Consider the following 21,670-nt stretch of genomic DNA (forward strand, 5'->3'; position numbering starts at 1 on the left):
CCTGTTACATTAAGACAGGTGAGTTAGTGTAGCTAGACAAATATGTGATAACACTCATTTAAGCCTTGTTTTTAAGTATTTTCCTCCAGTATTGGCACGCCTAATGGCACAGCTTTTGGAACACGGGAAGTGTTGAAAATAACTTCAACTCAAAAATGAATTGTTATGAAAAAGATATTATTATTTGGAACCGCTCTCCTACTTTCTAGCTCTGCTTTATTTGCTCAAACTACAACGATAGGCGGTAGCGATGCAAGAATTGGTGTAAAAGCTGGAGTAAATTTATCTAAGTATCGTTTCTCGGGCAGAAGTGAAAACAAAGAGTTAATAGATGAACTAAATAAAAATCAAGAGAACAACGTTGGATTTAATGTAACTGTATTCGGTGATTTTGGAGTAGCAAAAAACTTTGCCCTACAGCCAGGTGTAAGTTTACAGAATAAAGGAACAAAATTTACCGATGTAGACGGCACAAGTGGCGTTGAAGCTCAGCAAAGCACAATGTGGATTGATGTTCCAATTAACGCAGTATATAGTATTCCGACTGGTAACGCCGGTGCAGTGCAAGTTAGTGCCGGTCCGTATTTAGGATTTGGTATTTCTGGAAAGAATAAATTTAAAAACATTACACCCAATGAAGAACAATCAAAATTCGAATTTGGGGACGATGCGCAACCTTTAACTGGCAGTGCCGGCATGGATTACGGAGCTAACTTCGGTCTTGGATTTAGGGCGAACAATGGGATTACCCTTAGCGCCAACTACGGCTTAGGTTTAGCAAATCTTATCCCTAAAGATGCTAGAGCTAATAGCCAAGACTCTAAGCAGAGAAATAGAGTATTGGGTTTTAGCATCGGTTATTCATTCTAATTAACCTACAACAATCATTGTATGCCAGTCGTTAAAAAAGCGACTGGCTTTTTTATTTGTTAAAGTCTTACAAGAAAAGCTCAATTTATTAAATTTGAGGATGGAGATTGTAAAAGTAAACGACAACACTGCAGAAATTATAGCCGACAGCTTAGTAATTAGCAAGATAGAAGATGGTGTAGATTTAATTGGAAATGTTTACTACCAAGGTTTTGACAATGTTATTTTACATGAAAAGAATATTACTCCAGCATTTTTCGACTTAAGCACAAAAATGGCTGGCGAGATTTTACAAAAATTCTCCAATTACAAAATGTGTTTAGCCATAGTAGGCGATTTTGCAAACTACCAAAGCAAAAGCTTTAAAGATTTTGTTTTCGAAAGCAATAAATTAGGTCACATCAATTTTGTAACTTCAAAACCAGAAGCCATTAAGGCTTTGTCAAAATAAAAATTAAATTATATCATCATGCATCCAATTTTGAAAGATGTTATAGCTGTTATTGTAGGTGTTGTTATTGGCAGCCTAGTTAATGGTGCTATTATTATGGTAAGTGGCAGTATTATTCCGCCACCAGCCGGATTAGATATTACCACCGAAGAAGGCTTAAAAGCCAGCATGCACTTGATGCAGCCAAAACATTTTATTCTTCCATTTTTGGCACATGCCGTAGGTACATTTGTTGGCGCCTATATTGCTGCCCGCTTTGGCGCACATAAAATGATTGCTGCAATTATTATTGGTGTGTTTTTCTTAATTGGTGGTGTTTGGATGGTGATGATTGTGCCGTCGCCAGTTTGGTTTACAATTGTTGATTTGGTAGGCGCTTATTTGCCTGTAGCGTATTTTGCTGGAAGAATTGCAAGAGGCGCTGAAAGAAGCGATGTAGTTTAGTTTAAACCTCAATGAAAGTTCATACTACAAATTACAAAGACACCTTTATCGCAGTGGCGGATGATTGCCCTGCTACCAAAGGAGAAATACCTGCAGAAAAAGGAGGCTGTAAAACCGTAGCTGGTTTACAATTTGAAATGATTAACAAAAATCCGTACAAATATACTTCAGACGATGTGTTGTTTTCCGTTTTTGCAGAACGCAATGATTTAACAGAAGAAGAACTGATAGCTGCAAGAACAACATTCTTTTCTAAAGGACAGGCTTGTTTGAGGGCCTCGGCTTTAGGAAAACGCTACGGCTGGGGCATACACCATAATGCAGACGGCAAATTAGCTTTGTATGCGTGTGAAAGTCCAGAATATCTTGATTATTTGGAACAAGAAGGCATTAAAGTAGTGAAGGCAATGCAGTCTAAAAAAGGTTAATTGGATAAATTGTAAGAATTGTTTAACTGAACAATTGTTATTTAACTTCCTGAAATTTGGCGTGTAGCTTCTATATTCGTTAATAGGTTTACCCAACTTGCATTTTAAACGGGATTGCAGTGGTAATACTTTTTGTTTATTTACTACTGGCATCCTGATCCGCCAGTTGGCGGAGAAGGATCTATTAAACTAGAACAGCATAAATTAGATCCCTCGAAACTCGGGATGACAGGTTAGCTAAAAACAAAAAGATTAAAACGGAAAGCCCGACTACATTTACCGAAGTTCCACAAACTTGCTTTTCAAAAAAAAAATTAATCGTAGAAATTCCAAGTTAAACCAAGCGTTAACAAGCGATCGGGCATTGGATAGCGATTAACCGTGTAGTAACCACCGCTGAACAGCCCTTGATTTACGTATTGGTATTTTGCAAATAGGTTGGCTCTTCGCATGCCTACTTTAATCCAAGCATCTACAATTGGTTTTGAACTGAACCTGATTGGATCACCGTTATAAAACTGACTGGCCGCGGGCGAATAAGACTTAGCCAAATAAGTATCATTATAGAAAATATCGAAGCCCAGCTGTGTTTTCAAGAACCTAAAAAACGTTTGGTCTTTATACAAACTAGCGAACACGTACACCTCGGGCGTACGCAGCAAATCTTGCTCATTAGTTTTTTGATACACTCCAAAAAGCGTTGCGTGAAAGCTTCCAGCATCTAACTGCTTACCAACTTTTAATTGCAATAAACTGATTTCGCCGCTGTGCTGTTGTGGCAAAATTGCCCTATCTATGGTTGGCGATGCCGCGAAATAAAGATAGTTGCTAACTAGATAATAAGATGCACTAGCATCTAATTTCAGGAAATTGTTGAGGTAAGCAAAGGTGAAATTGGTAGTTTTTGTTCTAGAAAAATCACGTCTTCTGTCCCACTGGTAATGATTACCAAAATATCTATTAAAAATTTCTTCTGGAGATTTGTTCTGCGTGTAGGCAGTCATTACAATCTTGCCCGTTTTTTCGGTGAGTGCAAAATTACTGGTGGCTTCGTAAAGATAATCGCCAGCGTTTAAGCCCTGAAAAATTTGTTCTACATTAAGATTTACATCTACCTTATTGCTAAAACGATAGCCTAAAGCACCCAGCAAGGTTGTGTTTTGCGCACTAAAATTTCGATTGAAGAAAATGCTTTTGTCTGCCTGTAAAACCTGCTGCTTAAAGCTATAGATGTCGTTTCTAATACCTGCATCTATTTTCAACTCATTTTTGATGAAAGAACTGCCTTTTGCACGCAAGAAAAAACTGTAAATAAACTCATTTTTTAGATGCTTTACGTTGGTCGTATCGTTGGTAAAAACCAAATCTGAAACGGCTACCGATGGGAATACACCAAAAGTATCCTCCTCGTCTTTTTTAAAGCTGTAAGAACTATTCGTGTAAGCAAATGTGTGTGTGACCTTGTTAGTCGGCAAAATGTTTTGAGTAGTGCTATTTGCTGTACTGTCAATTCGCCCCACAAAATAACTTTGTCTAATCATGAGCGAGTTATCACGATAAAGTTGACGAGCAGTTTTTAAACGCGTTCGCTCGGATTTCTTAGTCACCAAGTTGTTGGCTCCTGGATCAAAAATGATGGTATCTTTTAAAATAGAACCATTTTCTTGCGCTTTCATGGTATTAAAAACAGCATCAACCCAAACATTGTAACGCTTGTTTTTTGTTTGATACCATGTAAACAAAGTTCCGTTTAATACATCACCACGTTGGTGTCCGTAAAAACCGTTGGCTCCAATACGGTTAAAATTAGCTCCAAAATTCCAGTTAGGTTTAATATTTTGAGAGTGGATGATTTTCAGTAATTGCACATTATCGCCCGCACTAATGTAAGACAGACTGGTAAAAGGCGATCTGGCTCTATAGAACTTGATATCGTCGTGAGTAAATTTGTACATGTCTAACGAGCGGAAACCTGTTTCGAAACCAATTGTCTTTATCGGTTCGAAAAGCATCGATTCTGCTACCAGACCTACCAGACCAGTTCCAACTGTTGGTCTGCGTGGTTGTGCTATTGGACTAAAGTTCTGTATGCCGCCCAAAGTAGTGTCAATAGGTAATGTTTGTATGCTGTCTTTAGTAAGCTTCCGGGTAGTGTAACGGATATATTTAGCAGTAAAAACTACCGAGTCGCGAGACTGCTCTTCCTTTTTACGCAACGAATCGAGTTCTTTATTGTCTGCAATAGTTGTTTTTAAATCTTGCGCAATTGCATTAAAAGCATTGGCAAAACCTAAAAATAGAAAGAAAAGAACAGCTACAAATATTTTTTGCATTATAAAGTTGAAATAAGCTGACTTAAAATCTTAGTCATTTTTGGTTCTGCTTTAGCCGCAGTTTCTATAATTTCTTCTAAACTTACAGGCTGCAGTTCTTCCGGAAAACCTTCATCTGTTAGTACAGAAATTGCGAAAACGGGTATGCTCATGTGGTTAGCTACAATAACTTCGGGTACGGTACTCATCCCAACTGCATCGCCACCAATGATACGCAAATACTTGTATTCGGCTTTGGTTTCTAGGTTCGGTCCAGTTACCGATACATAAACGCCCTGATGGCAGGTTATATTTTCGTCTTGTGCAATTTTTAAACCTTTAGCGATTAATTCTCTGTTATAAGGCTGGCTCATATCTGGAAAACGAGGACCGAAATCTTCGTTATTCAATCCTCTTAGCGGACTTTCAGGCTGTAAATTGATGTGATCGTTAATTACCATTAAATCGCCCTTTTTGAAAGCTGGATTAAGCGAACCCGCAGCGTTAGAAACAAAAAGATATTTGATGCCCAACAACTTCATTGCCCTAATTGGGAAAGTAATTTGTTGCATGCTGTAGCCTTCGTAAAAGTGCAGACGACCTTGCATAGCCACCACTTTTTTGCCTTGCAAAGTTCCGAAAATTAGTTTACCAGAGTGAAACTCTAAGGTAGAAATTGGGAAATTTGGAATACTCGAATACATGATGCTGTGTTCAACCTCTATTTCGTTTACCAAACCGCCCAAGCCAGTTCCTAAAACAATACCTACTTCTGGCGCAAAATCGCCAATTTTATTTTTAATATATTTAATTGCTTCGTTGAGTGTGTGCAACATAGTCTAATATTTTTTGGTCAAACCTACTTTTATCCGCTGCATTAATTTCATTAGCGATTGGCAGGTAATATATTGGCAAATTTAACAGTAAATCTCTTAAATTATTATCTAATAAACGTTGTCCGTCTTTTTCTGTTGTTACGATGATTTTTTCTTTTGCAGGATGCGCCTCAAATGCCTTTACCAGAGCTTCAATTTCTTTCTCCGTAAAACGATGATGGTCTGGATATTCGAAGGAATGAATGTTAACTTTTTCACGCTCTATATATTGTTTTAAGGGAGTTGGATTGGCAATACCCGTTAACAGAAATACTTCTTGATTTGCAGTGAAATCAATTTCTTCTCCCGTATAGAGATGCTTTAGTTTTTGGTAATTGATGTATGCAAAAGCCAAACCTTGTTGGGCGTTCAAATTGAGTTTACTCGAAATCTTCTGTTTTACATTGTTAGAAATTTCTTGCGGAGATTTCGTGATTAAAATCTCTTGCGCTCTTTTCACACCAGAAAAAGGTTCTCTTAAATTACCTGCTGGCATCAGCATCTGAAATCTTTGGATTTTTGCAAACTCGAAAAGCAGCACATTAAATCCGGATTTAACTTTACGGTGTTGGTAAGCATCGTCCAATAAAATCACATCATGGTTATCCTTCAAATGGTTGATACCCGTAACTCTATCTTCACAAACGGCAACGGTTATATTTTTGAATTTGTGATAGTATTGCAAAGGTTCATCGCCAATGGTTTCGGCAGTTGCTGTATCATCTGCCAAAACAAAACCTTTAGTTTTTCTGCCGTAACCTCTGCTTAAAATAGCAACTTTATATTCATCTAACAGCCTTACCAGATATTCTGTAGTTGGCGTTTTACCAGAGCCACCAACGGCCAAATTACCCACACAGATAATCGGCAAATCGAAACTAGTGGATTTGAAAATATCCCAGTCGTAAAATTTATTGCGCACAAATACCACCAAAGCGTAAATCGCATTAAATGGTAACAATAAAAGGCGCAGGTATTTTAGCATACAAGTAGTACAAAACTAAGAATATTTGCCGATTGAAGTATATGCAATCTTTCCGAATTAAATGGCCTTCTATCTCTCCATACATCTTTTAAGCGTAAACTATAAGAAGAGATATTTGAAACTTTCACAGCTTTTTCCTTATCATTGATATTCGAAACAGCAATTCAATGACTACAAACAAGCGCCTCAAAGTTGGGCAAGGACAAATTAGCGGCTATCTTTCTATTTTCTTAGCAGTTTTAGTATTACTTGCAGTTTTCTGCTTCAGATATCCAGAACAATTAACTACACCAGAATTTAGAGAAGTTTACACCAAAAGTATTGCTGAAGCTTTAATGATTTTCGGTGTAATTGCTTCCTTCTTTTTCGCTGCCGTGAGTTTATTATTAAGCAAAAAAATAAAACTGGCTTTGATTGGAACCTCGATTACCGGTTTAGCCATTATTTTAGGTGCACTGACCTTAAACGGCAGGGACGTAGTTAAAACTGATTGGCATTTTGGTTTAGATTGGATGATTTTAGACTTGCTTTTGATGGTGGCGATTTTTGTTCCGTTGGAGCTTTTCTTCCCAAGAAATAAATCGCAGACTAAGTTTCACGAAGAATGGCGAACCGATTTAACCTATTTCGTTATCAGCCATTTGTTTATTCAGTTTTTTGGTATCGTTACCCAAAAACCTGCTGTATTATTTTTCGGCTGGATTGGTTTAGAAAACCTTCATGCTTGGGTGCAAGGACTGCCTTTTATTTTGGCGCTGTTTTTGGCATTTTTCACTACAGATTTGTTCCAGTATTGGGCACATCGCACTTTCCACAGCAGGGTTTACCTGTGGCGTTTTCACTCTATCCATCACTCCACACAAAACATGGATTGGTTAGCTGGCAGCAGAACCCACTTTATCGATATCTTTTTCACCAGAGCGATGACTTTTATTCCGCTTTATATCCTGGGATTTTCATCAACTGTGTTTAATGTTTACATTGTATTCATTGCGGTGCATGCCGTACTTATACATGCAAATACGCGTATCAACTTCGGCTTTATCAAGTACATTTTTACTACGCCGCAATACCACCATTGGCACCATTGCGAAGACCCAAAATATTACGGACATAACTTTGCATCAATTTTTCCTTTTATTGATATGATGTTTGGCACTTACTATTTGCCAGATAAAAAATGGCCTGCTGGTACAGGTGTACACGAAGCTTCGTATCCAAAGGGATTTATTAAACAGTCTATTTATCCGTTTACTAAAAGTCCGTTTGATACGGATTTGAATATGGAAGAACGCAGCGACAGATAACCAAAACGACTATGAAGCAAATATTTACCTTACTACTTTTAGGACTTTTTACGCAAGCGTTTGCACAAAAGCCATATCAACTTAGTGGTAGCGAGCTAATCGTTAACAAAACCATTACTTTCAAAGGTGTAACATCTACAGAGCTGACCAAAGAAAGTGACGAGGCTTTACTTATTGTGAAGCAATATTTAGAAGACAAGCCTTACATTACTTTGTTCAGGATAGAAGCGCACACCAACAATGCTACAAGCAATGCGCAAAAATTAACGGAGAGCCGTTCGTTAGCTGTTTATCAGAAACTAATAGCGCTAGGTGTAGATTGCAAGCGATTAATTGCTGTGGCTTTTGGCAGTACCAAACCTGTTGCAGACAACTCATCGACAGAAGGAAAATTAAAAAACGATAGAATTACGCTAGTTAACGTGTCTTTAAGAAACATCGTCATTGGAGGTTTACCTATAAATGGCGGCGGCTTAGTGGTTTCAAAAACTTGTCCATAAAAAAGCATCCCGATTTTTATCGGAACGCCTTTGCAAATTCTATAAACTTGTTAAACTTCCTCTTTATTTACCACATCTACCTTCGGCGGCATCAACTTATAAACCACTGGTGTTACAATTCTAGACAGTAAAGTAGAACTGATTAAACCACCTATCATTACAATTGCCAAAGGCGATATCAGTGGATTGCTCGACAATGCTATTGGCAACAAACCTCCAATAGCAGTTAATGTAGTCAGGATAATTGGCAAGAAACGCACCTCGCCAGCTTCTTCAATTGCAGCGTTTAGTTCCTTTCCTTCTGCTCGTAATTGGTTCGTAAAATCAACTAAAAGGATGGTGTTTTTAACCTCGATACCCGCCAATGCCACGATACCAATAGTAGCCACAAAAGACAGCGAATTCCCAGTAACCAACAAAGCTATTACCGCACCAACAATACCCAACGGAATTACCGATAGCACAATCAACGTACTTTTGAAAGTTTTAAACTCTAGCACCAGCACAGCAATAAACATAAAAACTGTCACCAAAATAATGCTACCAAAACCACCAAAAGATTGGTTTCTGCTTTCTACTTCCCCACCCATTTCAAAATGATAGCCATCTGGCAAATCCGTCTTTTTCATTTGCGCCTCAACATCCTTAATCACGTTATCGTTTAAATAACCTTTTTGTACAAAGGAGTTAACCGAAATGGTACGCACCTTATTAAAGTGGTTGATGCTAATTGCCGAAGTTTCCAATTTCAAACTTGCCACTTGCGATAAAGGAATAGCAGTTCCCTGCACATTGTTTACGTACAGGTTATCAAAAACACTTAAATCTGGGTTAGATGAATGTTTAGTGGTTAATAAAATACTGTAATCATCACCACTAGATTTCGGATTAAGATACTTACCCACTTCAAAACCAGCAACCGCCATCCTTACCGTACGGTCTATATTTACCATCGGTACACCCAAAGACAGTGCTTTTTCTTTATTAATCACAACCCTGACATCCGATTTTAAATTTTTGAGCGGATTATTAGTGTAAATTGTTCCTTCAGTTTTTAATAGCAGATTTTCTACCTTACCAGCAATAGCTCTCAACGTATCCAAATTCTCGCCAAAAACACGGACTTCTACTGGAGAAATTATCGGCTGGCCCTGTTCAAAATCCTTCACTTCTACCTTGGCACCTAAATACGGCGACCATTTAGCACGCAATTTCTCAATCAGTTCTACTTTTTTATCTGCCCTTACATCTGGATGCAACAACACAAAAATCTCGGCAAAATCGCTACGTTCGTTGGTCTGCAATAAATTATAATAGATACGCGGATTTCCCTTGCCCACATTCGATGCAAAGTACTTTACTTCCGGAATTTCCTTGATTTCCTTTTCTATCTGCTTCGTAATCGCATCGGTATATTTTAGGTTAGATTGCAATGGCGTAGACACCGTAATAATAAACTGCGGTTTCTCTGATGATGGAAATAAACTAAAACCAATCACAGGAATTAGTGCCAAAGAACCCGCAAAAACTGCCACACCAATCAAGATAGTTAGGTACGGTTTGCGTAAAGCTTTATCCAATAATTTAGCATAAGAACCGTGGATGATTTTTTGCAGCGTTCTTAAGAAAAAGTTACCATTTACATCACTATGTGGCTTTAACAACTTACTAGATAAGAATGGAACCACCGTTAACGCCACCAACATAGATGCAATTACCGAACAAATTACCGCCACGGGTAAACTTCTAATGAACTCGCCCGAAGCTTCCGGCATAAACATTAATGGCATAAAAGCAATTACCAAGGTTGCCGTACAACCCATTACCGCCAGTCCAATTTGCTTGGTAGCCATCAAAGTTGCGGTTAATCGGTTATGGCCGTCACGCATCCAGCGCTCTATATTTTCAACTACCACAATGCTGTCATCAACCAATAAACCCAAGGATACCACCAAACCCACAATACTCAATTGGTTTAAACTAAAACCCAACAGATTTATCAGGATAATACCAATAGCCAACGAAAGCGGAATAGAAACCATTACCACCAACGACGCCCGAGTTCCTAACGGCAACAGCGTAATCAGAACCAAGCAAATTGCGATACCAAAATCAATACCCAAACCACCCAACCGATTGTTCACGTTATCGGCTTGGTCAAACATCACCTGCTGGTCTATATTACTTGGCAAAGTCTTTTTAAAACTATCCAACACCGGTAAATAAGCCTCTTGTGTTTGCGTAATATTACCTCCCGATTTTTGCGCAGCCACCACAAAAACAGTTCTAAAACCATTTAAACGAGTAATGTGCTTATCTTGCGAATAATCGAAATAAACCTTCGCTACATCTGCCAAAGTGGTATTTTTACCCGCAGCACTGGCTACAATGGTTTGCTTAATTTCATCTATACTTTGGTAATTGCCACTGGTTTTGATGTTAAATGATTTCGTTCCCGCATCAATACTTCCACCCGGAATATTAGCAACTTCACTCTGTATCGCATTAGCAATTTGCGTCACAGGTATCCGCAGTTGCGCCAGTTTTTCCAAATCCAAATCTACCTTCACCAATTGGTCGGGCAAACCCACAACCTTTACGTTTTTCAGCGAAGAAATTTTCTCCAACTGGTCTTGAAGCACCTCGGCAGTAGCCTTCAATTTATCTCTCGATGCATTCTCAGAAACCAGCGCTACCTGCAGAATATTCACGTCCGAAGGCGATATTTTTTGCACCTCCATTGCATAAATTTCTTGCGGTAAATTTGGTCGCTCGCTGTTAATTTCCCGCACCAGTTCCTGGTATTTATCATCAACATTTACGCCGTATTTGTACTCCACAACAGCCACCATTAAGCCATCTCTAATGCTGGTTTTAATGGTTTTAATGTTATCCAAACCGTAAATCCGCTTCTCCAAAGGCTTCACCACCAGCTCTTCCATATCCTTCGGACTAGCCCCAGGATAAACCACAATCACCGGAAAATTCGGCGGGTTCATTTCCGGGTCTTCTGCCCTCGGCATATTCAAAACAGTAGTGATACCCAAAGCCATCACCATCAGCACCATAATTAAGGTAAACTGATAATTTTTTACTGCGTAATCTGATATTTTCATCTAGTGTTTTTAGTTGGTGATAAGCTTCCAATCTGGATTAGCTTATCTCAATTCATTTTCTATTTTTTTGAAAAGCAGGTTTCTTGCGTTGTCGGTTTGCTCAGTCCTGCTGTTCGCTACAATCTTTTTGTCATTGTCATGCTGAGCCCGTCGAAGCATAGCAACAAAAAGGCTTTCCGCTACCATCAGGTTTAATTAACCAAAACCTGTACAAAGTACTTCCTTCTTTTCCTGCTCAAACATCCTCCCCCTACCCCTCCGAAGTATCGGAGCAGGTTCTACAAGACCGACACGTCTTTCGCACTATCCTTCGGCTGTTCGTCATACCCGCGTAGGCGGGTATCGTAATGCGATAGTAGGTCTTATTTAACGCTTTAGGTTTACCGTTTTCACCGGAATGATGTTAAACGAGTGGCTTTGCATCCTATAAGAGGTCTTATTTCACCACCCTAATCTTAGAACCATCCGTTAAATACGCACTGCCCGAAACAATAACGGAACTGGCATTTTCCAAACCGCCAGTTACAGTAATCTTATCTTTTTGTACAACCCCCAACTGCACTTTAACTTTCTTCACTGTTTTATTATCATTCGTTACAAAAACATAACCTTCATTTTCTCCGCCATCCAACAAAGCATCATACGGAATACTGTACGAACTTTGTTTTTTAGAAGGAAAAATACTTGCCTTGCCAAACAAACCCGCAGCTAAACCTTTAACATTATGATTGCTAAGCGCCAACTCTACGCCAAAAGTTCCACTTTGTGGGTCAACACTTTCCGATTTACGGCTTACTTTCGCTTCCAAAACCTGGTTAGGTAAAGCTTCCGAAGTAATACTTGCTCTGTCGCCAACTTTTAATGACGACCATTGCCTATCGCTTAAACCAACCTTCACAATCCAGTTGCCTTCGCTTGCGCCATTAATTTGTAATACAGGCATTCCTGGACCAACAATTTGTCCATCGTTAGCTAGTTTTTTAAGCACAAAACCATTTCTCGTTGCTCTAATTGCGGTGTAACCTTCGTTAAACTTTGCCGACTGTAATTGCTGTTTAGCTACATCTAAAGCTGTTTTTGCATTTTGCAGTTGCTCCAAAGTGGCCACACTATCCTTAAAAAGTTTATTGGCACGTTCATAATCGCGTTGCGCCTTTTGCAAAGACAATTGCACTTGCTCCACCTGCGAACCAATTTCCGTAGGATTTACCGACGCCAACAACTGTCCCTTGGTTATTTTATCGCCTTCTTTAACGTAGATACGATTAATTACCCCTCCGTTTTTGAAAGACAGTAATGTTTCATCGTTGGTCGTAAAATAACCAGAAGTGATAATTTCAGCATCGGTGTCTTCTTGTAAAAGCGAAACCACTTTAACCGGAATTGTATCTTGTTGAATGATGGCTTTCTCTCTTTGCGTTCCACCTTTACAGGCAAAAAACAAGGTTAAAACCGAGCCAAATGCAATAGGTAAGATTTTCGTTTTCATGCTTATTGGTATTCGTTAATTAATATTATAAGATGCCGTTTCTCGCTCCATATTGGCCATAGCAGTTAGCACCTTGTAAAAGTTGATATTTACTAAAATTTTGGTCGATGTATATTGATTTCGAGCATCGATAGTTTCTACAAAAGAATTGACACCAGCCAAATAACCTCTTTCAATCAACCTTAAATAAGTAGAAGCTGCCTCTAATTGCTTTTGCGACGACTGATAGGTTTGATACGTAGAACGTAAATTATTTTGCGAAACCTTAGCAGATAACGTTAATTGCTGCGCTACCAGGTTCGAATTGAGCTGTGCATTTTTCAGCTCTAAACCACTTTCCTTTTGTTTGTTACTATTTCTATTTCCAGAAAAAATCGGGATTTCTAACTGCAAACCCACCATGTAATATCTGGTGTTCGAATTGAAATGAAAACCCTCAGATTGCGTACCAACATCTAAAAACGCACCTAATTTTGGCACAGCAAATTGGCTGTTCATTTTCTGTACAGTTTTGTTAATACCCTCTACCTCGTTCAAAGCTTTCAACTCTTCCCGTTGGCTTGCGATGTTCAAACCTGCCAACAAACCTTCTACTTTTGCTAGAGCGCTATTGTCATTAGCTTCCACCACAATTGCCTCATTCGCATCTCTGTTTAAAAGAAAATTGAAATACAATCGGGCATTGTTTACCTTTTGCTCCGCATCTATCAAAGTAGCTTTTACACTTTCAACTTCACTTTGTGAACGCAACACATAAGCAGGCAAACCTTTACCATTCTCTAATAGTTTCTCGTTAACCCGAAGCCCTTCTTTTGCCAAAGCTAAACCAGACTGGTAAACGTCAACCGCAGCCAGCGCACTCAAATAATTATAATAAGCAGTTTTGATATCCTTTACCAAATCACGTTTGTAAATCTGTACTTCGAACTCTTTTAAAACCAATTGCTGGTTTGCAATGCGCTTGTTGTAAATAATATCAGTATTGATAATTGGTACGGTAGTTCGCACCTTCGCATCGTGGAAATTCTTGGGCAGGAAATTAATCGTCTGGTTTTCCAACATCGGGAAGTTGCTAGTTCCAGTGATTTGGTTGAGTGTATTATAAACGGGGTTCATCAAATCGCCCAATGGCAAAGGAATATTACGACCACCATCTGCTGTTTGGTAAGCAGCCTGCAAAGCTACCGTAGGCAAGAACAAACCTTTCGCAGTTTTTAAGGCATATTGCGCCTTTTCCAAAGACACATTCTTTTGCTGTAGAACGATATTATTTTTAAATGCGGTATCGACATAAGACTGCAACACATTCTGCGCACCTACCGATAAGCTGAGTAAAATCACTCCAACAAAAACAGCTAAAAATCGTCTATTAATTAACAGTGTTAACATATCATTTCATTTTTTCGAGCATCAATACAAATGTTTCAAAAGCTTCATCTAAAATATTTCTGTCTTCGGGAACGTACAGATGCGCACTTGCCACATGGTCTAAATGCCCTTGCAGTTTCAAACTACATAAGCCGTGAACCAAAGCCCAAACATTTAATGCTACGCTATTTTCATTCAAATCTTTAAAAAGACCTTCCGCTTTACAATCTGACACGGTTTTTTGCAATGCACCAAAAGCAAACTCACCCTCTTCCCATTCGCAAAAATCTTTATCAGCTATAAACTCCATCGGTTCTTTCATGATAAACATAAGCTGATAGAAATCAGTATTCTGGATAGCGAAGTTGATATAAATCTTACCCATAGCTTTCAACCGCTCAAAACCACTTTCTACATGTTGCAAAACCATAAATTGCTGGCCTAAGATTTTAAAACCTTCTTTATGCAAAGTGTAGGCAATATCATTCTTATCCTTATAGTAAAGGTAAATAGTAGTTGGGCTAAGCTTTATTTCGGCAGCAATTTTCCTAATGGAAGTTGCTTCATAACCTTCTTTTAAGAAGAGATTTTTAGCCGCTTCCAAAATCCTTAACCTTATATCTTCTACCTGTTGTTTGTCTTTTTCTTTTCTTCCCATGGCGCTTTAACGATACAAATATAATTAACAGTGTTAATTTAAAAAATATTTTTTAAAAAAATAAAAAAGGGAGCTCAAAACTGAGCTCCCTTCTATAAATGAATTAAGTAATCATTTAGATAATAATTAGGCGGGTGGGGACACCCGCCTATAGCCAAAAGCTAGAGTTTGGTGTCCCCACCAAACTCAACTTAGTTTATAGCATTTAAAGTTTTACAATCTTTTTAGATACGTTTCCGCTATCCTTAATTACTTGAAGAATATAAGAACCTGTTGCAACTCCAGCCACATCTAGCTCAATTGGTTGCGAGCTATCTGCAGTTTTAGTTTTAAGGGTCTTACCAGTTAAATCAACAAGTGAAACCTTAACGTTTTCCTTATTCGCAGAACCTACAGAAACAAAAAGCTTAGTATTTACCGGGTTTGGATAAGCAACCACAGAAAGGTTGTTATCTAATCCTTTTACAAATTTTGTAAGATTTGCATGCGGGTTTCTTTTACCGCTAGCACTTACATCTACCAAACGATAGTAAGCAGATTGCTTGAAAGTAGCATCTAAGAATTCGTAGTTTGAAACAGTAATAGAATTTCCTTTACCAGCTTTAGTATCGATTACGAAGAAATTCTTGCCATCTAAACTTTTCTCAACCTCAAATTTTGCATTGTTTTCTTCGTTAGCCGTACTCCATTTTACCAAAGCACCACCATTTGTAGCTTGTGCAGAGAATGAAATTAATGTAATTGGAAGAACCGGAAGAGGTGCTTTTGCAAATGTGAAAGAACCGAAGTCTGAAGTACTCGCAGAAGTCATTGTGCCAACAGCACCGTTTACGTTGTTGGCAGTAATACCAACACTTACCCAATTGGCTCCATCATATCTTGCCACCATTGCATCAGCAGGAGCAAAACTAGTGAAACCAGAGGTAGCAAAATCGAAAGTAGTTAAGCCAACTTTAGCTGCTATATCACCACCTACTTTGGTTATTGTCCAGAATTCTTTACTAGAAACCAATCCAATATTGGCAGAATTAAAGTTAGTATTGTTAAGGTGAGCAGAACCTGTGTAAGTAATCTGAAAATCAGAAGCCGTACTACCAGCAGGGTCAGTTAAAGCAACAGCTGTAGAACTAGTGGCATTACCCAATAAAATAGTTTCTGATGCTCCAGCACTTACACCTCTAAGCGTAACCATACCGTTAACATAGTTATTCGGCTTGCTAGGATTAAAACTAATTGCTTTCGAAGCATCCAGTGTAAATCCTTGCGGCGCATTAATTTTACCTTCTGTTAAAGTAAAATTTTCATTTGCTTTTCCTTTATCAGTAAAAGTTATCTCTTTGCCCACCGCATCAACAATTAAGTTTCCAAAAATAATCTCTGCGGTTGTATTGTTATCGATATCAAAAGTAAAAGCCTTACTAATGGTGCGATCACCAAGATTATGGTATACCGCATCGTCATTTTTCAACACTAGTGTGAAACCTTCTGGCACTACCGTTAAAGCATTACCGAAAACAGCAGTAGCACCGATAAAAGCTTTCTGTGGCTGAATACTCACATAGCCAGTCAAAGGATCATCAACACCATCAGCTATTTTAGTTTTAACTGCAAGTAAATTATCGAAATCAGTTTCTGTACCTGTATTAACAGCACCAAAAACATTATAAGACGCATCTACATCGCCATTAAAAGGGAAAATATTTGTAATCCTATCAGAAAAACTAATTTGTGGAATATCGTACAACGTTCCCATCTCTAAAGTTGCTGTATTAACTCCAACTCCTGAAGGCGTTGCATCTAGAACAATGTAAGTCCCTAGGGTTGCAGCAAAGGTATTTTTGTCGGCATCAGAACCGCCAATTTTAGCGTTAGTTAATGGTTTTATTGACGCCGAACCGTTATGATTAACGAACGTAACACCTGCACCGCCAACACCATTAAAAGTGTTACCTACAATAGTTAAATTCTCTGACATAGCAGCACTTTGCGGACCACTAGTTCCTTCTTTACTCGAGAACACTATAGCACTAAAAGCATTAGCTCCAGCAAAAGGCGTAAAAACATTCTTCTTAATCGTTACATTATTTGACCTTTGAACAAAAACACCAATGTTAGCAAATTTGCTGATGGTATTTTCTGCGACTTCAATATTAGCCCCCGCAGTTCTACTACCCTTTACTTCTAACATACGAACAATGCCGCCCGCCTGTACCAAATCAACAACTCCATTACCAATTTTGTTATGACTTAACTTATGGTTACCTACTTCGGCACCAACAACAGAGACAAATCCTAACAATACATCGTTATGCGAAAACTCAAAATCCTTCCCGGCTCCACCACCAAGCTCACCTCCTTGTAATGCATAAACTGCGGTAATTGTATTTTTATCGGAAGCATCGCCACCAATTTTACCATAAGTGTTAAAAGCATAAATACCTCTACCAAAAAGCTCCGGAGCCGAGCTGCTTGCATAAGTAATTTCATTACGAACAACTGTTACTTTATTGTTCACAGTTCCCATTCCGGCACCTAATCTAATACCAAAACTGGTCCAAGTATATTTTAAAGAGGTTTGCGTTCCTGTTCCTCTAAATATATTATCAGCTATGGTTACGTTGTCGTAATTGTTGTTACCTATTGAAGCAACCCCAATCATTGCATTACCAGTTTGCGCAATGCGGAACTCAAAATTACTTATGGTCACATTTGGCGCATTTATTTCAAATAATGCTCTATTTGTAGCATTACCAGTTCCTGTAATAATAGGCTTAGCATTTAAGGTGTTGAAATTTCCTTGCAGCGTGATACTTTTATTGATATCTACCGCCGTAGTTAAATTTAACGTACCGTTACTTACGTCTACAACATCACCGTTTTGAGTTGCAGCATCATCAATAGCCGATTGTATATCAGCAAATGCAGTACCTCTTGTCACATTTTTAACATTAAAAAACAAGGTAACTTTACCAAAAGCTGCATTATCATCCTTATCTATAATTTTGGTTGTGTAGATGGTAGCCAACTCAGCAGATGTATATTGACCTCCAGTTTTACCGTCTAATTGGGTAGTCGCCAAATCGATATTTGAGAAGACAGGTGTTCCAGCAGTGGCATACTTTACGTAGTTATTAACCACATCGTGGATATTACCTCCAATATATTTTACATTGTTTGTAAGGCTATAGTTGTCAGCATTGTACAAAATAGCGTTATTAACGAAACCAATGTTATTGTCTTTTACTAAGATCTCACCTGTAGTAGTAATCTCATTATTAAACCATAAACCAGTACCGTCAAAACCTGCATTTTCCACTAAACGAGCTGCACTTTTTCCATCAATAATATTATTTGATATTTCAGCTCCTCCAGTAAAACTACTCTGCAACGTCTCTAGTCTAATACCAGCAAACCATGCGCCAGATCCATTGGCAATTGACGCTGAACTGATATTGTTGCCGGTAATTTTCCAAGGCGATGCAGCGCCGTAGAATACGTTATAATATACACCTCGAGAGGCAATCATTTCGTTATTAGCAATAAATGGCTCAAATGCAGGCGTAGGGTTTGCTAAACCAAAGTTGTTCAATTGAACAGCCGTTCTAACATCCTCCACTTTATTACCACTAATTTGTGCATAGTAACTATTTACTAGCAAAATACCAGTATAGGCAGCTGTTGCTGTTGTTTGAACATTGCCTACGTAATTGTCCTTGATCACAATTTCAGAATAGGCATTCGTGCTAACTGTAGGCGCAGATGAGTAAATACCGTAAGCAAATGGAGTTGGCGCTGTAGACATAAAATTTCTAACAACGTTATTTTGTATCGTAATTTTACCAGTGTTGATAATCCTAACACCAAGTGGCGCGTCTATGTCTTCGCCTCTACTTACTTGGCCAGATGTTAATGCACTATTGTTACCGTTTACTTCAAAACCATCGAACACACTACCATCAGAACCTGCTATAAATTGAACCAAACTAGCTGAAGTATTGCCCAAATCTGTAATATGCGGAACTATTTTGGCTTCCGCCTGTCTTGTTGCACTTCCAGCTACGCCAACATTCGGGCCTTTAATGGTTAATCTCTTGTTTACAATAATTTTTTCTGCATAAGTACCAGCGTCAACTTTAATTTCGTCTCCCGCAGTAGCAGCATCAACAGCAGATTGAATGGTAGCATAACCAAGACCTGTAGTAACGTTTCTTACTGGCAAATTCAAAAATACTTCACCTAAAGCTACCGCATCATCCTTATCGTTAATTTTGGTTTTCACGTTATCGAAAGACACCTGCGTCCTATCCGTTGTTGTATTTATCGAACCAAAAACATTAAATTCAGCTACGATATTAGATGAAAATGGTAAAATATCACTATCTGCCATACTTGCACTGTAATAATAGCCAGATCTCCAAAGCGGATCATTGTTTGTGATCGTCTTGGTACCTGCAGGCCTGTTGTCCAAATAGATGTAATATTTCAATTCATCGTCAAAAGTATTTGCATCTCCACCAAGACCACCAATAACAGCCCCCGTTAAAGGAGCTAATGAAACATCAGCATAAGAATTTGCAAATTTTATCCCTACGTTATTGTTATTAATTAAATCTAGATTATCTGGCGCATTAAATTTATTCTGCTTTACTATTAGGTTTGAAAATGATTTAGCTCCTGGCGTTCCTGAATTGGTTGTTTTTGTATCAAAATAAAGACCAACAGTATTTAAGCTTCCCGAAAGCGGATTTAATGTATTGTTGATTACGCTAACATTGCTAGAATAAAACACTGCGATACCTAACATTTTGAAATCGTTCAGCGTATTTCCTGAAACTTCTACAGTTGCTGCAGGCACAGTTGTAGAAATCACTTCAATCAAAGCAGGCTGACGATCTGCACCAGGTATTCCGGCTGCATCTGCTGTACCACCCGAAGTGATTGTGTTATTGGTGATTTTGTTTCCTGCGCTTACATAACCATTCATTGCAAGTTTACCCTGCATGATGTTGTTGTTCACGATTAAAGCTCCGCCACTGGGGTCACCAGCTTGGATAGAAGCGTAATGTGCTTTTAAGTCATTTGCCTCTATGTTACCATTGATATTAAAAGCCCTAACAGCTCTGCCAAATGCATTATTACTTACAGTATGACCTATTTTATTTCTTAAGACCGAAACATTATCACTGCCATTCGTATTAAGTACACCTAAGAAAACTGCGGCACTATTAAAGACATAATCAGAATTAGTACCTTCAATTAAGTTATCGGTAATCGTTAAGTTATTGAACGATCCTGTAGCACCAGATTTTATACCATACCCTGCTGTGGTAGTTGTGGTAGCAAGAGTAAAGTTACTTTCTTGAAAACGAAGATGTAAGTTTGAGATGGTAACATTTGGCGATTCTACATAAATTAATGCCCTATTTGTAACATCTCCACCTGTAATTAAAGGTTTATTATTTAACGTGCCTCCGTTACCAAGCAGCGTAATACTTTTATTAATAGTAACGCCCGAAGTGAGTGTATAATTACCCTGGCCTACATCTACTACCGCACCCGCGTTCGAATAATTAATAGCGTCCTGTATAAAAACATAACTCGAATAGCTAGGCGAATTAGAGCTTACAAAAGGATTTCCATAGCTATGCCCATTAGGTGCTGCCGCATTTAATAACCCTACAACAGTAATACCGGCCGTATTAGCACCAGATACTGCGTTTGGATAATCAGCAGCACCGTTATTATCAGTAAAATTATAAGGATACGCAATTGGATTATCATGGTCATTTACAGCAAAACCACCGTTTGTGTGCTGAGGAAGTATGGTATTTCTAGTTTGGTCAAAGTAGTTGCCAATGAAAACAACTTTATCTGCAGAGGTATTTGCATTTAACTCTATCCCGCCAGCCAAGTTTTCTATAAAATCATTGTGGGCTATTCTAGCCGACACATTTTCAGTCATGGAGGCATTATCGCTTGGACCAAGAAAAATAGCCGCATAACTACGGTTGCGATAAAACCTATTTCTTTCTAAAACTAAACCAGTTACCGAAGGCGAACCTTGAGGATCTATAACTAATCCTGTACGGTTGTCTTCAAATTCGTTATCTACAATAACATGGTTACTTCCTTGTAGATAAATACAAGTACGGTTACGTATAAATCGCACATTTTTAACTGTAATATTATTACTTCCCGAATAAGTACTTACCGAGATGTTAGGCAGTGTTAACAACGAACGGGTAATGGTTAGATTGCTCAATGAGCTCCCTGTCTGCAATTGGATACTTGCAGCATTTACCTCGATAGTGGTTTGAGTAGCTCCCTCGCCAACTACGCGTACACCTTGAGGAACAGCCACCCCTCCTGTAACAAATGTACCAGCTCCCAACTTAATGTAAGGTACTGTTTCAGAACCTATCACTGTAATTGCAGAAGCTAGCGTAGCCTTTGCATTAGCTAAACTCTTGCCGTCATTGCCATCATTACCTGTTACAGAAACGTAGATTTGACCTCTCGCCGCAGATACTACAAAAAGTAATACCATCAATGCTCCCCATCGTCTTCTGAAACTAAATGTTTGCAAAGCAAACAGCAATCCAACAAACAGCATAGGTAGTGCTTTGAGTAGAGATTTTCTCATAATTTATTTGGTTAAAGAACTTAATACTCTAAAAAAGAGTAAGATAAATATATAAACATTTATAATAAAAAAACATTTATTACGTTTAATTATGTTCTTCCGGCAGAAAGTATATCCGAATATCTCGATAAAAAAAAGAGGTAAAACACCTAAATCTATGAGTACACGTATAAAGTCGATGAAATAGCCTAAAAAATCTAGGAAATAAAATTCTTCATCCTTAT

At 38.4% G+C, this 21,670-nt stretch carries 14 protein-coding genes; 6 read left to right on the forward strand and 8 right to left on the reverse strand.

From position 1 onward, the window contains the following. Positions 1–165 precede the first annotated feature (165 nt). The 4 genes from AC23ME_RS10505 to AC23ME_RS10520 all read left to right on the forward strand — a co-directional run bounded on the left by AC23ME_RS10505 (position 166) and on the right by AC23ME_RS10520 (position 2,193). Positions 166–870 carry a porin family protein gene (locus tag AC23ME_RS10505; protein WP_487727709.1) on the forward strand — a complete coding sequence of 235 codons (705 nt, stop codon included), beginning with the start codon at positions 166–168 and terminating at the stop codon, positions 868–870. Positions 871–970: 100 nt separating this feature from the next. Then, complete coding sequence (locus AC23ME_RS10510; RefSeq protein WP_487727710.1) at positions 971–1,321, forward strand: DUF4180 domain-containing protein; 351 nt, start codon at positions 971–973, stop codon at positions 1,319–1,321. A gap of 18 nt (positions 1,322–1,339) precedes the next feature. Beyond that, on the forward strand, positions 1,340–1,765 hold the full coding sequence (locus tag AC23ME_RS10515) for a hypothetical protein (RefSeq protein WP_487727711.1): 426 nt from the start codon (positions 1,340–1,342) through the stop codon (positions 1,763–1,765). Between the two features lie 11 nt (positions 1,766–1,776). Further along, positions 1,777–2,193, forward strand: a complete 417-nt coding sequence (locus AC23ME_RS10520) for a DUF6157 family protein (protein WP_487727712.1) — start codon at positions 1,777–1,779, stop codon at positions 2,191–2,193. A gap of 314 nt (positions 2,194–2,507) precedes the next feature. Here AC23ME_RS10520 and AC23ME_RS10525 read toward each other — a convergent pair whose 3' ends face one another. From AC23ME_RS10525 to lpxK, 3 genes are read right to left on the reverse strand one after another with little or no spacing between them, the layout of a single operon-like run. Then, the gene (locus AC23ME_RS10525; RefSeq protein WP_487727713.1) at positions 2,508–4,526 is read right to left on the reverse strand and encodes a putative porin; all 2,019 of its coding nucleotides are present in this window, start codon (positions 4,524–4,526) and stop codon (positions 2,508–2,510) included. Further along, a complete protein-coding gene (locus tag AC23ME_RS10530) occupies positions 4,526–5,341 on the reverse strand; it encodes a purine-nucleoside phosphorylase (protein ID WP_487727714.1) in 816 nt (271 codons plus the stop codon). The genes AC23ME_RS10525 and AC23ME_RS10530 overlap by 1 nt, the downstream gene beginning before the upstream one ends. Beyond that, positions 5,313–6,365 (reverse strand): tetraacyldisaccharide 4'-kinase, encoded by a 1,053-nt coding sequence (gene lpxK, locus AC23ME_RS10535; protein WP_487727715.1) that lies wholly within the window; start codon positions 6,363–6,365, stop codon positions 5,313–5,315. The genes AC23ME_RS10530 and lpxK overlap by 29 nt, the downstream gene beginning before the upstream one ends. Before the next feature lie 167 nt (positions 6,366–6,532). Between lpxK and AC23ME_RS10540 the strand changes: the two genes are divergently transcribed. Together AC23ME_RS10540 and AC23ME_RS10545 are read left to right on the forward strand one after the other, a co-directional pair. Next, a complete protein-coding gene (locus tag AC23ME_RS10540; RefSeq protein WP_487727716.1) occupies positions 6,533–7,672 on the forward strand; it encodes a sterol desaturase family protein in 1,140 nt (379 codons plus the stop codon). A gap of 11 nt (positions 7,673–7,683) precedes the next feature. Continuing rightward, positions 7,684–8,172 carry an OmpA family protein gene (locus tag AC23ME_RS10545; RefSeq protein WP_487727717.1) on the forward strand — a complete coding sequence of 163 codons (489 nt, stop codon included), beginning with the start codon at positions 7,684–7,686 and terminating at the stop codon, positions 8,170–8,172. A gap of 50 nt (positions 8,173–8,222) precedes the next feature. Here the strand turns inward: AC23ME_RS10545 and AC23ME_RS10550 are convergent, their stop codons facing one another. The 5 genes from AC23ME_RS10550 to AC23ME_RS10570 all read right to left on the reverse strand — a co-directional run bounded on the left by AC23ME_RS10550 (position 8,223) and on the right by AC23ME_RS10570 (position 21,446). Next, positions 8,223–11,288, reverse strand: a complete 3,066-nt coding sequence (locus tag AC23ME_RS10550; RefSeq protein WP_487727718.1) for an efflux RND transporter permease subunit — start codon at positions 11,286–11,288, stop codon at positions 8,223–8,225. 436 nt (positions 11,289–11,724) lie between these two features. Next, positions 11,725–12,777, reverse strand: coding sequence for an efflux RND transporter periplasmic adaptor subunit (locus AC23ME_RS10555; RefSeq protein WP_487727719.1), 1,053 nt, complete (start codon positions 12,775–12,777; stop codon positions 11,725–11,727). Positions 12,778–12,792: 15 nt separating this feature from the next. Then, positions 12,793–14,166: a TolC family protein gene (locus tag AC23ME_RS10560; RefSeq protein ID WP_487727720.1), complete on the reverse strand. Its 1,374-nt coding sequence runs from the start codon at positions 14,164–14,166 to the stop codon at positions 12,793–12,795. Between the two features lies 1 nt (position 14,167). After that, positions 14,168–14,803 (reverse strand): TetR/AcrR family transcriptional regulator, encoded by a 636-nt coding sequence (locus tag AC23ME_RS10565; protein WP_487727721.1) that lies wholly within the window; start codon positions 14,801–14,803, stop codon positions 14,168–14,170. 205 nt (positions 14,804–15,008) lie between these two features. After that, the gene (locus AC23ME_RS10570; RefSeq protein ID WP_487727722.1) at positions 15,009–21,446 is read right to left on the reverse strand and encodes a T9SS type A sorting domain-containing protein; all 6,438 of its coding nucleotides are present in this window, start codon (positions 21,444–21,446) and stop codon (positions 15,009–15,011) included. Between the last annotated feature and the right edge of the window lie 224 nt (positions 21,447–21,670).

It is taken from the genome of Pedobacter sp. T50_32 (assembly GCF_057652195.1).

Coding starts and splice junctions, on each gene's coding strand:
- AC23ME_RS10505 (WP_487727709.1), top strand. CDS start 166: ATGAAAAAGATATTATTATTTGGAACCGCTCTCCTACTTTCTAGCTCT.
- AC23ME_RS10510 (WP_487727710.1), top strand. CDS start 971: ATGGAGATTGTAAAAGTAAACGACAACACTGCAGAAATTATAGCCGAC.
- AC23ME_RS10515 (WP_487727711.1), top strand. CDS start 1,340: ATGCATCCAATTTTGAAAGATGTTATAGCTGTTATTGTAGGTGTTGTT.
- AC23ME_RS10520 (WP_487727712.1), top strand. CDS start 1,777: ATGAAAGTTCATACTACAAATTACAAAGACACCTTTATCGCAGTGGCG.
- AC23ME_RS10525 (WP_487727713.1), bottom strand. CDS start 4,526: ATGCAAAAAATATTTGTAGCTGTTCTTTTCTTTCTATTTTTAGGTTTT.
- AC23ME_RS10530 (WP_487727714.1), bottom strand. CDS start 5,341: ATGTTGCACACACTCAACGAAGCAATTAAATATATTAAAAATAAAATT.
- lpxK (WP_487727715.1), bottom strand. CDS start 6,365: ATGCTAAAATACCTGCGCCTTTTATTGTTACCATTTAATGCGATTTAC.
- AC23ME_RS10540 (WP_487727716.1), top strand. CDS start 6,533: ATGACTACAAACAAGCGCCTCAAAGTTGGGCAAGGACAAATTAGCGGC.
- AC23ME_RS10545 (WP_487727717.1), top strand. CDS start 7,684: ATGAAGCAAATATTTACCTTACTACTTTTAGGACTTTTTACGCAAGCG.
- AC23ME_RS10550 (WP_487727718.1), bottom strand. CDS start 11,288: ATGAAAATATCAGATTACGCAGTAAAAAATTATCAGTTTACCTTAATT.
- AC23ME_RS10555 (WP_487727719.1), bottom strand. CDS start 12,777: ATGAAAACGAAAATCTTACCTATTGCATTTGGCTCGGTTTTAACCTTG.
- AC23ME_RS10560 (WP_487727720.1), bottom strand. CDS start 14,166: ATGTTAACACTGTTAATTAATAGACGATTTTTAGCTGTTTTTGTTGGA.
- AC23ME_RS10565 (WP_487727721.1), bottom strand. CDS start 14,803: ATGGGAAGAAAAGAAAAAGACAAACAACAGGTAGAAGATATAAGGTTA.
- AC23ME_RS10570 (WP_487727722.1), bottom strand. CDS start 21,446: ATGAGAAAATCTCTACTCAAAGCACTACCTATGCTGTTTGTTGGATTG.